Origin of the sequence: Waltera sp. (assembly GCF_046969025.1) — a bacterium.
Lineage (GTDB): Bacteria > Bacillota > Clostridia > Lachnospirales > Lachnospiraceae > Acetatifactor > Acetatifactor acetigignens.
Genome location: NZ_JBKVQF010000007.1, coordinates 94083 through 106607 on the forward strand (window position 1 = coordinate 94083; position 12525 = coordinate 106607).

Here is a 12525-nt window from a genome sequence, read left to right on the forward strand (position 1 = left end):
AATATGAAAAAATGAGTGTGGCACGGTACATTCATTTTGGCAAAAATAAAACTATCGTGCAGAATGGAGTTTGAAATGAATTTAGAGCAGACTTTAAATGAGATCACCGGCAAATTATATGGCAAGAATATCGGTGCCTGCACCGATGCACAGCTGTACACCGGAGTATTGCAGCTGACCAAAGAGAAGATGGCAGAGACTCCCGCCATTACAGGAGACAAGAAGGTATATTATATTTCCATGGAGTTCCTGATCGGTAAGCTGTTATCCAACAACCTGATCAACTTAGGTATCTATGAGGAGCTGAACGATATCCTGAAGAAAAACGGCAAGAATCTGGCAGACATCGAAGAGGCAGAGCCGGAACCTTCTCTTGGTAACGGTGGACTCGGAAGACTGGCAGCATGTTTCCTGGATTCCATCGCTACTCTGGGACTTCCCGGAGACGGTATCGGTCTGAACTACCACTTCGGTCTGTTCAAGCAGGTATTCAAGGATCATTTGCAGAATGCTGAGAAGAACGACTGGATCCAGAAGGATTCCTGGCTGAACAACACCGGCACAAAATTCGAAGTATCTTTCGGTGACCGCAAGGTGACTTCCGTATTGTATGATATTGACGTGGTAGGTTATGAGAACGGACTGAACAAGCTGCATTTATTTGATATTGAGACCGTGGATGAGAGCCTGGTAAAGAAAGGCATCACTTTTGATAAGGAAGCCATTGAGAAGAACCTGACTCTGTTCCTGTATCCGGATGATTCCGATGAGGCAGGTAATCTGCTGCGTATCTATCAGGAATACTTCATGGTATGCAACGGTGCCCAGCTGATCCTGAAGGAAGTAAAGGAAAAGGGTTATGATCTGCATACTCTGCCCGAACATGTGGCAATCCAGATCAACGATACCCATCCTACTATGGTTATCCCTGAGCTGATCCGTATCCTCACCACTGAGGAAAGTTTCACCATGGATGAAGCCATTGACGTCGTAAGTCGCACCTGCGCGTATACCAACCACACCATCCTGGCAGAAGCTCTGGAAAAGTGGCCTCTGGCTTATATTGAAAAGGTAGTTCCTCAGCTGGTTCCCATCATCAAGGAGCTGAGTGACCGTGTGGCAAAGAAATATAAGGACGAAAAAGTTCAGATCATCGATAAGGATAAAAGAGTGCACATGGCACACATCGACATCCATTACGGTTACAGCGTCAACGGTGTGGCAGCAATTCATACGGAGATCCTGAAAGAGAGCGAGCTGAATCATTTTTACAAGATTTACCCTGAGAAATTCAACAACAAGACCAATGGTATCACCTTCCGCAGATGGCTGCTGTCCTGCAACCATGAGCTGGCTGCGTTCCTGACCCAGACCATCGGCGACGGCTACAAGAAGGATGCCGAGGAATTACAGAAGCTGTTAGAGCACAAGGACGATCAGGCTGTACTGGATGCCATCTACGACATCAAGAAGACCAAGAAGGCAGAACTGGTATCCTATATCAAGGAGAAGGAGGGCGTGGAGCTGAATCCCGATTCCATCTTCGATATTCAGGTAAAGCGTCTGCATGAGTATAAGCGTCAGCAGATGAATGCACTGTATATCATTCACAAATATTTGGAGATCAAGGGCGGCAGGAAACCTTCTACTCCACTGACCTTTATCTTCGGTGCAAAGGCTGCGCCTGCGTATGTGATTGCTCAGGATATCATCCATCTTCTGCTGGTAATGTCCGACATTATCAATAACGATCCTGAAGTCAGCCCTTACATGAAGCTTGTTATGGTAGAGAACTATAACGTAAGCTATGCTGAGAAGCTGATCCCTGCCTGCGATATCTCCGAGCAGATCTCCCTGGCATCCAAGGAGGCATCCGGAACCGGTAACATGAAGTTCATGTTAAACGGTGCTGTAACACTGGGTACCAGTGACGGTGCAAACGTAGAGATCCATGAGTTGGTAGGCGATGACAATATCTACATCTTCGGTAAGGATAGTGACACTGTGATCAAGCATTACGAGAAGGCAGATTATGTCTCTAAGGACTACTACAAGAAGAGCCCTGTGATCAAAGAGGCTGTAGATTTCATCGTCAGCAAAGAAGTGCTCAAGGTCGGCAAAAAGGAGAACCTGGAGCGTCTGTACAACGAGCTGCTGAACAAAGACTGGTTCATGACCCTGCTTGACTTAGAGGACTACATCAAGGTAAAGGATCAGGCATTTGCTGATTACGAGGATCAGCAGAAGTGGAAGAAGATGATGTTAGTGAACATCGCCAAGGCCGGATTCTTCTCCTCCGACAGAACTATTGCAGAGTACAACAGAGATATCTGGAAGCTGAAATAAATGGAAAGTTAGTTAAATACATTGGCAAAATCCACGAACTCCCGGAGCATGCGATACACATGTCTCGATGTAAGGTCTCCGGATGTGAATTTTCTACGAAAAGTGATGAGTAGTTCTCGTCATGACGGGGCCGCCTACAGTCGACATCCATGTCGACAATCGGCTGACGCGGACATCGTGTCCGCTTTCCCCCTGCCTTTCAGCACTTTTCTAGAAAATATCAACATCCTCCGACAAACATCTTCGACATGGCACCGCATACGCCGGGAGTTCTGCGTTTTGGAAAGCTTTCAAAAAAACCAGTAGCCCCGGCTGGGTATAAGAATAAGCAGTGCCGTAAGCAGACGTCGGTACTTAGCGGTCGTATTGTGACCGCTTATGTACCGCTACGCTCTGCGACAGAGCGCGAGCGTGCCGCGTTTCTTATACCCTGCCAAGGGCTACGGGGATTTGATAGCATTTCTTTACTAACTTTCCATTTACAGCTTTGTGGTCCACTGGGACAGATCCCAGACCTGGGTAGCCAGGCCATCGTAGAATTCCGGCTCATGGCAGACCATGAGAATACTTCCCTTGTATTCTTTCAGTGCCCGTTTCAGCTCGTCTTTGGCATCCACATCCAGATGGTTCGTTGGCTCGTCCAGTAACAGAACGTTCGTGGCACGGTTCATGAGCTTGCAGAGTCTTACCTTTGCCTGCTCACCACCGCTGAGTACCTTTACGCGGCTCTCAATATGCTTTGTGGTCAGACCGCATCTGGCCAGGGCGGAACGCACCTCATACTGGGTAAACGCGGGAAATTCCTGCCAGATCTCTTCGATACAGCTGTTGTCACCGGAACCGGACATTTCCTGCTCGAAATAACCAATCTCCAGATAATCCCCCTGCTCCACTTCGCCGGACAGAGGCGGGATCAGTCCCAGAATGCTCTTCAACAGTGTGGTCTTACCGATACCGTTGGCACCGATCAGCGCTACCTTCTCGCCACGTTCCATGGACAGATTCAAGGGCTTGGACAGCGGCTCGTCATAACCGATGATCAGATCCTTTGTCTCGAAAATGATACGACCAGTGGTGCGGCCCTCCTTGAAAGAGAATTCAGGCTTCGGCTTCTCCGCAGCCAGCTCGATGACATCCATCTTATCCAGCTTCTTCTGGCGGGACATGGCCATGTTACGGGTGGATACACGGGCCTTGTTTCTTGCTACGAAATCCCTCAAATCGGCGATCTCCTTCTGCTGACGATTATATGCGGCCTCCAGCTGGGATTTCTTCATGGCATAGACTTCCTGGAACTTGTCGTAATCGCCCACATAGCGGGTCAGCTCCTGATTGTCCATGTGATAGATCAGGTTGATGACACTGTTCAGGAAGGGAATGTCATGGCTGATCAGGATAAATGCGTTCTCATATTCATTCAGATAACGCTTGAGCCATTCGATATGTTCCGCATCCAGATAGTTGGTCGGCTCATCCAGCAGCAGAATATCGGGCTTTTCCAACAGAAGTTTGCCCAGCAGAACTTTGGTACGCTGACCACCTGACAACTCTGTCACATCACGGTCCAGGCCGATATCCATCAGTCCCAGAGCTCTTGCCACTTCCTCCACTTTGGCATCGATCATATAGAAATCATGCATAGTCAGCAGATCCTGGATTGTTCCCAGGTCTTCCATGTACTGTTCCAGTTCTTCCGAGGTGGCATCTCCCATTTTGTCACAGATTTCATTCATCTGTGCTTCCATATCGTATAAGAAATCAAAAGCGGAAGCCAGTACCTGACGGATCGTCATACCGGGGGTCAGCACTGTATGCTGGTCCAGATAGCCGACGCGGACATTCTTCGCCCATTCCACTTTGCCCTCATCCGGCATCAGTTTACCGGTGATAATATTCATAAAGGTAGATTTTCCCTCGCCGTTGGCACCGATGAGACCGATATGTTCCCCCTTCAGCAGGCGAAACGATACATCGTTAAAAATAGCACGGTCTCCAAATCCGTGGGTCAGGTGTTCTACGTTTAATATGCTCATATTTCCTCACATTCTGCTGCTTTGCAGCGTCGTTTCCATCAATAGTCCTTTGCAAGTATAGCGTACTGTCCGTAGTTTTGTAAAGAAAGAAAGCAAAAAGGGTGGAAAACAATAATTTTTTGTTGTGAAAAAGAGCACATATGTGCTATGATGTACGCGGTTTTGCGAATGGGGTTCTGAATAGTTACTATTTCCTGATTAAATACAGAAAGAAGGCAGCGTATGCTTTTACTTCAACAAATGGTGATTTTTTTCCTGATCATGCTGATCGGGTACATCTGCAGAAAGGTCGGAGTATTCGGGGAAAATACCGGCAAGATGATCTCCGGTATCGTCATTAATATCGGCAATCCGGCGCTGATCATTGCCTCCGGCATGAATCCTGAAACATTGGAAAATAAGGCGGCATTGTTGGTTACGCTGGCTGTGGCGCTGATCTTTTTTGCTATCATGTTTGTGATTGCAGAGCTGATTCCGAGACTGCTTCGGGCAGACAGAGAAGATTATGGTTCTTATCAGGTCATGACGATCTTCGCCAATATTGGCTTTATGGGCTATCCTCTGCTGGATGCCATGTACGGCGGTGAAGCAGTGATCCATGCTGCAATTTTTAATCTGCTTTACAGTGTGCTGATCTATACCTATGGCATTAACAGGATGAAGACCTCCGGACAGCGGGAAAAGCTGAACTGGAAGCAGCTGATGAATGTGGGGGTGATCTCCTGCCTCATTGCAGTGACCCTGTATATCAGTAATCTTCCGGTTCCGATGGTCTTCAAAGATACTGCCACCCGGATCGGAGCTGTCACCGGACCATTAAGTATGCTGGTAATCGGTGATTCGCTGGCACAGATCCGGTTAAAGGATCTGTTTACGGATGTGCGGCTGCTGCTCTTTTCTGTTGTGAAGCTGCTGCTTATGCCGGCACTGCTTCTGTGGGGACTGCGTTTTTTCATTACAGACCCCATGTTTCTGGGTGTCTGTCTGGTCATGACGGCCACACCTGTCGGCAGCATGACAGTCATGCTGGCGCAGCAATATGACGGTGATTACCGGCTGACCTCTAAGGGCGTGGCGCTGACCACTGTGCTGTCCGTAGCTACAATGCCGTTTCTGTTCTGGCTGTTGAAAATTTAATGAAACTTTTTCTACCGGATTGTCGTCTGATAGAATAGGGATCCCCAAAAAGGGGATACTGCAACTGAACATGGGAAATATCCCTGCAAAACAAGGAGAGATTTTATGAAAAAGAAATTAGCATGTATGTTACTTATGAGTGCTCTGGCACTTTCTATGACCGCCTGCGGAGGCAAGGATAATAACGGTGCTGCATCAGACAACCAGCAGTCCACCATGGAGAGCACCGCAGCGGGACAGGAGACCGGCGAGGCCGGTAGTACAACCGCTGCACAGAATCCGAAGGACGCTGCGAAAGCGTTACAGAGTGCAAAAAAGGCAGTTACGGATGCACTGGGAGACAATTACTGGCCGGATTCCGAGATACCCGGGGAAATGCTGAACGAGACCTACGGTGTCAGTGCGGAGCTCTATGATGCCTACCTGGGAGAGGCACCCATGATCAGCGTCAATGTAGATACTTTATTGATTATTCATGCAAAAGATGGTAAGGTAGAAGAGGTAGAAAGTGCATTGAACGCCTACCGTGACAGTCTGGTGAATGACACGATGCAGTATCCCATGAATCTGGGCAAGATTCAGGCATCCCGAGTGGAACGGATAGGCGATTATGTATGCTTTGTACAGTTGGGTGCGGACACTTCCTCTGTGGAAGAACAGGGCGATGAGGCCGTGATCACTTACTGTCAGGAGCAGAATGAACTTGCCCTGGAGGCTATCAGACAGACTCTGGAGTAAATACGGAGTAGAGTGAATGGTATTCAGCAGTGTATTGTTTCTTTTTCGGTTTTTGCCGATTTTTATGATCTGCTATTTCCTGGTTCCCCGGAAGATGAAGAATCTGGTTCTCTTCCTGGGGAGCCTGGTCTTTTATGCCTGGGGAGAGCCCGTCTATATTTTCCTCATGCTTTTTTCTACCATATCCGATTATGTGTGGGGAAGGCTAATCGAAGAATACAGAGGGAAGGATCGCTCCAGGATCTTTTTGCTATGTTCCATTGGCATCAATCTTTTTATCCTAGGATTTTTTAAATATGCTGATTTCCTGCTACAGACGGTGAATACAGTATTTGGAACATCAATTCCGCTGTTAAAGCTTCCGCTGCCCATCGGAATTTCCTTTTATACGTTCCAGACCATGTCTTATGTGATCGATGTGTACCGGGGCGATACAAAAGCGCAGCGCAATATTCTGCAGTTCGGTGTCTACGTGACCATGTTCCCACAGCTGATCGCCGGGCCCATCTTAAAGTATCATCAGGTGGAGCGGTATCTGCAGGACAGGCGGACCGATCTGGATGCCATCAGTTACGGGGTAAAACGATTCGTGACAGGACTGGCCAAAAAGGTACTGCTGGCCAATAACCTGGGACTTTTGTGGAAACAGGTAACGGAACTGGGAAATGAGCAGATGAGTATTCTGATGGCATGGCTGGGAATTGCCGCCTTTGCATTGCAGATCTACTTTGATTTTTCAGGCTATTCCGACATGGCGATCGGACTGGGGGCAGTCTTAGGCTTCCATTTCCCGGAGAACTTCAATTATCCATACGTTGCCACTTCGGTCAAAGATTTCTGGCACAGATGGCATATTTCCCTAAGTACCTGGTTCAAGGAGTATGTGTATATTCCGCTGGGTGGCAATCGCAAGGGCTTGCCGAGACAGCTGTTTAATATTCTGGTGGTATGGATGCTGACCGGTATCTGGCACGGTGCGGGATGGAACTTCCTGTTCTGGGGGCTGTGGTTTGCGCTTTTCCTGATTCTGGAAAAACTGTTTCTGGGAGAAGTTCTGGAGAGTGTGCCCAAGGTGTTCGGCAGGATCTATACGTTGGCGGTAGTACTGATCAGCTGGGTGTTTTTTGCACTGGAAAGTCCCGGAGAGATCCTGGCTTATCTCCAGGCTATGTTCGGAATGAACGGAATAGGGCCGGTGAATTCGCTGGCAATGTTTTTGTGCAATGAGTATCTGGTGCTTCTGGTGATCGCATTGGTGGCATGTCTTCCGCTAGGCAGCAGACTGGTGCATGCTTTGAAAAGCAGTAAGACAGGCCCCGCCATGGCACTGTACCGGTTGGGAGAAAAGGTGATTCCGGCAGTACTGCTGCTTCTGTCGGTGGCGTATATTGTGGATGCGTCGTATAATCCCTTTTTGTATTTTCGATTCTGACCGGGAAGGAGGAACCGCATATGGATGATAAAAGAAATTCGCTGTTGACCATCGGACTGGTCTGTGCGGTACTTCTGGTTCTGGGAGTGGCAGATCTGTGGAACAGTGACAGAGTATATTCGGAAGCGGAGAACCGGGTGCTGGCATCCCGCCCCGTATTTTCCTGGGAGAGTCTTTTCACGGGAGAATACGGGGATGCTTATGAGGAATACATGTCCGACCAGTTCGTAGGACGGGACAAATGGGTAGGACTTAAGACCCGGGCAGATATCCGTTTCCGGAAAAAAGAGATCAATGGGGTCTATCTGGGAGCGGATCATTATCTGATCGGAGTGAACGATCCCGGGGAATACACGGAACAGATGGAGAACTCCCGTGTGGCATCGTTGACAAAACTGGTGAACCACTGGGATGCCAAAGTCATGCTGGTACCGACGGCGGACAACATTCTCACGGATAAGCTGCCGGCATTTGCACCTTATTATGACGAAGAGCGGCTGCTTACGAAGGTAAGGAATTCTATTGGAGAAGAGCATTATATAGATGTGTATCACGCTTTGCAGGAGCATGCACAGGAGCCCATCTATTATCGCACGGATCATCATTGGACCAGTCTGGGGGCATATTACGGTTTTCTGGCCTGGGCGGACAGTGTGGGACGTTTCCCCTACCCGTATGACGTAAACGGCATGAAGACGGTGTCGGAGAATTTTCAGGGAACCCTGCAGTCCCGTATCAATGTGGACTGGACGAAGGATAGCATACAGTATTTCCCGGAGACGGAGAAAAAAGCAGTATCGGTGACGTATGATTTTGCGGACACGGCTGATTCTCTGTATGCACCGGGTTATCTGGATACCAAGAACCAGTATGGGTTTTTCCTGAATGACAATCATGCATTTATTGAGATTCATACGGGATACAATCCCGGTAAGACGCTGTTTGTCATCAAGGATTCTTATGCCAACAGCCTGATTCCGCTGCTCACGGCCCATTATGAGAATATCTACGTGGTGGATCTGCGGTATTTTAACGGGAAACTGTTCCAACTGATGGAGCAGTATGAACCGGAACAGGGAATGGATGTGCTGGTGTTGTATGATTGTATTCATTTTTTAGAGGATTTTAAGTATTATTAAGGAGGCTTATTATGGCTTATTTGGGCATTCCCCAGAATACCATTGCGGTACTGCAGAAGTACCATTTCAATTTTCAAAAAAAATTCGGACAGAACTTCCTTATAGACACGACGGTTCTGGACCGGATTATTTCTTCTGCGGAGATCACGAAGGAGGACTGCGTGCTGGAGATCGGGCCGGGCATCGGTACCATGACCCAGTATCTTGCGGAGCGCGCGGGCAGCGTGGTGGCCGTGGAGATCGACAAGGCACTGATCCCTATTCTGGAAGAGACATTACAGGATTATGATAACGTCACGGTCATCAATGACGATATCCTGAAAGTGGACATTAACCGGCTGGTGGAAGAGAAAAACGGAGGACGCCCCATCAAGGTGGTGGCAAACCTGCCCTATTACATAACGACACCGATCATCATGGGCTTATTCGAGAGCCGTGTGCCGCTGAAGAGCATCACCATCATGGTGCAGAAGGAAGTGGCGGACCGTATGCAGGTAGGCCCCGGCACGAAGGATTACGGCGCCCTGTCTCTGGCGGTGCAGTATTATGCAAAGCCGGAAATCGTGGCGAATGTACCGCCCAACTGCTTCATCCCGAGACCGAATGTGGGCAGTGCGGTCATCCGCCTGACCCGCTACGAAGAACCGCCGGTACAGGTGAAGGATGAGAAGAAGATGTTCGCCCTGATCCGGGCTTCCTTCAACCAGCGCCGTAAGACCCTGGTGAACGGTCTGGGAAATGCGGGCCTCCCAGGCATCACCAAGGAATCCGCGGCAGCAGCCCTGGCACAGATGAGCCTGTCCCCTACCGTAAGAGGTGAGGCACTGACACTGGAGCAGTTTGCACGACTGAGTGATCTGTTGTAGAGCGACTTATCATGAAGCAGACAAGGAGTATACGTTCAGACAGCTGCAGATTCATAGGTCACTCCGTCTCCGACCGATAATAATTCCGGTATTTTAACGGTGTCATATTCCGGTATTTTTTAAACACCCGTTCAAAATAAGTAATATTTTCATAGCCCAACTGTTCCGCAATGGAAGTGATGCTGTCATCTGTTTCCAGAAGGAGCCGGTGGGCTTTTTTGATGCGGTTGACATTCAGGTAATCGTTGATGGTGAAACTGGTGACTTCTTTGAAAATACGGCTCAGGTAAAATTTGTTGATATAGAACCGCCCAGCGAGATCCTCCAGAGAGATCCGCTCAGTACAATGTTCTACAATATAGTGCGCCACTTCATCGACCTTTTGATATTTCGGGTTCGAATGTCTGGCCGGGGATGAGACAACGGGACCCTCGGGCTGCAAGCGCAGCACGGCAATGAAAAATTCTGCCAGCTTCGTCATGGCGGCCAGAAGATAGCCGGGCTTTTTGTGGATCAGCTCAGAGGCAATGTCCTGCAACAGAGACTGGATATAGGGGCGCATTTCTTCTGGCAGTGTCAGAATACTGCCCTGCTCCGTGAAAAAACTCTGCAGCTGCAATCCTCCGAAAGATGCCAGAAAGGTAGAAAAAGGCTCTTCCATGATTCCTAAAACGATCCGGTCGTGATGTGGTCCGGCGGAAGCCATACCGGTGCGGTGGATCTGCTCCTTGTCAATGAAGACCAGCGTTCCCGGGGTGACCAGATAGGTCTGCTGGTTGATAAAATAATACCGTTCCCCCTCTAAAAGATAATAAATCTCGTATTCTTCGTGAATGTGACGGATATCCATGGAATAATTATAGTCCCGTACAACACGGTCGATGTGGAATCCGTCTACAAGCTCATTATAGAGCCAGTGATCCTGAGGCGTCGAAGCAACAGCATTGTCCGCAACGCCTGATTCCGGTGGAGCCGGTGTCTGAAAATCCCCTGTTTCAAACATAATAGTGATCTCCTTTTTCCTATGCTATATTAGTGCTATATTAGACTGCATTCTGAAAAACAGTATGCGCAGGCTATATTACAAATCTATGGACTTGTATAAAAACAAAAGTCAATATAGTACGAAAATGGAAAAAAATACGCAAATAATAGCAAGATTATTATACAGCCATAGGCTATAATGTGCAATATAGAGAAGGCAGTACGGGCCGATGGAGCAGAGGATCCCAAGGACCGGAAACACATAAGGAGGATACAAAAATGGAGTATGCAGACGGAAAGGTAAAAGATTTACAGATCGCCTATATTGGCGGTGGTTCCAGAGGATGGGCATGGACATTTATGACGGATCTGGCCATGGATGAAGAACTGTCCGGAACCATCCGCCTGTATGATATTGATGCGGAGGCGGCAAAACACAATGAGATCATCGGCAACAGACTTTCTGCAAGAGAGGATGTGGTGGGCAAATGGAACTATACTGTTTCTGACAGCTTACAGTCCGCATTGACCGGTGCGGATTTCATCGTGATCTCTATTCTGCCGGGAACTTTTGATGAGATGGCTGTGGATGTACATATGCCGGAACGACTGGGAATCTATCAGTCTGTAGGAGATACCGCAGGCCCCGGCGGTGCCATGAGAGCACTGCGTACAATTCCCATGTATGTGGAGATCGCACAGGCCATCAGGGCATATGCACCGAAAGCCTGGGTCATTAATTACACCAACCCCATGTCCCTGTGCGTGAAGACTTTGTACTATGTTTTTCCGGAGATCAAAGCTTTTGGATGCTGCCATGAAGTATTCGGTACCCAGAAAGTGTTAAAGGGTATTCTGGAAGAGACCATGGGGCTTAAGGATGTGAAACGTGAGGATATTCAGATCAATGTACTGGGTATCAACCATTTCACCTGGTTTGACTATGCTTCCTATAAGGGAATCGATCTGTTCCCCATTTACCGGAAATATACCGAGGAGCATAAGGAAGACGGCTACAAAGAAGCAGATAAAAACTGGGCGAACTCTACTTTCGAGTGTGCCCATATTGTGAAATTTGATCTGTTCCGCAAATATGGTCTGATCGCAGCAGCAGGCGACAGGCATCTGGTGGAATTCATGCCCGGTGTGGGTGACAGTTACCTGAAAGATCCCGAGACGGTAAAGAGATGGAAATTCGGTCTGACTACCGTAGACTGGAGAAAGAAGGATCTGCAGGAACGTCTGGCAAAGAGCGCGAGACTGGCAGCCGGTGAGGAAGAGATCGAGTTGAAGCCTACCGGGGAGGAAGGTATCCAGCTGATCAAGGCACTCTGCGGACTGACCCGCAAGATCAGCAATGTCAATATTCCCAATACCGGACATCAGATTGCCAATCTGCCGGAAAGTGCGGTTGTAGAGACCAATGCGGTATTCGAGAGAGATGCCATCCGCCCGTTGTATGCCGGAGAGCTTCCGGAGCAGATCAAGGAGCTGGTGGATCCCCATGTGGCAAACCATGAGCGGATTCTGAAAGCAGCTATTCTGTGTGATTTTGATCTGGTGGTGGAAGCATTCCTGGAGGATCCGCAGGTGAAAGGAAGAGCTTCCAGAGAACAGGTGGAAGAGCTGGTAAGGGATATGCTCCGCAGCACGGCAAAATATCTGCCGGAAGGCTGGAAAAAGTATCTGTAAAAATAAAATAGAAAAAAGAACCCGGGAGGTGCTGCAGAAGGATGAGGCAGCACCTCTTTTTGTGTATACGATGAGCCAGGTACAGATTTGTGCTTGCACAAGAATCTGTACCTGGCGAATGTACATCATCGAGCTTTTAAGCGAGATGGTGTACAAAG

Annotated in this window: 9 protein-coding genes; 7 read left to right on the forward strand and 2 right to left on the reverse strand. The window is 48.5% G+C overall.

Annotated elements, in window-relative coordinates:
• Positions 1 to 75: 75 nt before the first annotated feature.
• Entirely contained in the window at positions 76 to 2346 is a 2271-nt protein-coding gene (locus ACLTOH_RS05515) for a glycogen/starch/alpha-glucan phosphorylase (RefSeq protein ID WP_412223575.1), read from the forward strand.
• A gap of 479 nt (positions 2347 to 2825) precedes the next feature.
• On the opposite strand, the gene ACLTOH_RS05520 is transcribed toward ACLTOH_RS05515, so the two are convergent.
• Positions 2826 to 4379 carry an ABC-F family ATP-binding cassette domain-containing protein gene (locus ACLTOH_RS05520; protein WP_022312428.1) on the reverse strand — a complete coding sequence of 518 codons (1554 nt, stop codon included), beginning with the start codon at positions 4377 to 4379 and terminating at the stop codon, positions 2826 to 2828.
• A 222-nt stretch (positions 4380 to 4601) separates the two neighbouring features.
• On the opposite strand from ACLTOH_RS05520, the gene ACLTOH_RS05525 reads away from it, so the two are divergent.
• The 5 genes from ACLTOH_RS05525 to rsmA all read left to right on the forward strand — a co-directional run bounded on the left by ACLTOH_RS05525 (position 4602) and on the right by rsmA (position 9691).
• Positions 4602 to 5516, forward strand: a complete 915-nt coding sequence (locus ACLTOH_RS05525; protein WP_117466394.1) for an AEC family transporter — start codon at positions 4602 to 4604, stop codon at positions 5514 to 5516.
• A gap of 105 nt (positions 5517 to 5621) precedes the next feature.
• The gene (locus ACLTOH_RS05530) at positions 5622 to 6254 is read left to right on the forward strand and encodes a DUF4358 domain-containing protein (RefSeq protein ID WP_118504930.1); all 633 of its coding nucleotides are present in this window, start codon (positions 5622 to 5624) and stop codon (positions 6252 to 6254) included.
• 16 nt (positions 6255 to 6270) lie between these two features.
• Positions 6271 to 7686, forward strand: a complete 1416-nt coding sequence (locus tag ACLTOH_RS05535; RefSeq protein ID WP_412223577.1) for an MBOAT family O-acyltransferase — start codon at positions 6271 to 6273, stop codon at positions 7684 to 7686.
• 20 nt (positions 7687 to 7706) lie between these two features.
• Positions 7707 to 8825 (forward strand): DHHW family protein, encoded by a 1119-nt coding sequence (locus ACLTOH_RS05540; protein WP_412200577.1) that lies wholly within the window; start codon positions 7707 to 7709, stop codon positions 8823 to 8825.
• Positions 8826 to 8836: 11 nt separating this feature from the next.
• On the forward strand, positions 8837 to 9691 hold the full coding sequence (gene rsmA / locus ACLTOH_RS05545) for a 16S rRNA (adenine(1518)-N(6)/adenine(1519)-N(6))-dimethyltransferase RsmA (protein ID WP_022312434.1): 855 nt from the start codon (positions 8837 to 8839) through the stop codon (positions 9689 to 9691).
• Positions 9692 to 9749: 58 nt separating this feature from the next.
• Here the strand turns inward: rsmA and ACLTOH_RS05550 are convergent, their stop codons facing one another.
• Entirely contained in the window at positions 9750 to 10694 is a 945-nt protein-coding gene (locus ACLTOH_RS05550; protein ID WP_118539375.1) for a helix-turn-helix transcriptional regulator, read from the reverse strand.
• 260 nt (positions 10695 to 10954) lie between these two features.
• On the opposite strand from ACLTOH_RS05550, the gene ACLTOH_RS05555 reads away from it, so the two are divergent.
• Positions 10955 to 12367, forward strand: a complete 1413-nt coding sequence (locus ACLTOH_RS05555; RefSeq protein ID WP_118539377.1) for an alpha-glucosidase/alpha-galactosidase — start codon at positions 10955 to 10957, stop codon at positions 12365 to 12367.
• Positions 12368 to 12525 lie beyond the last annotated feature (158 nt).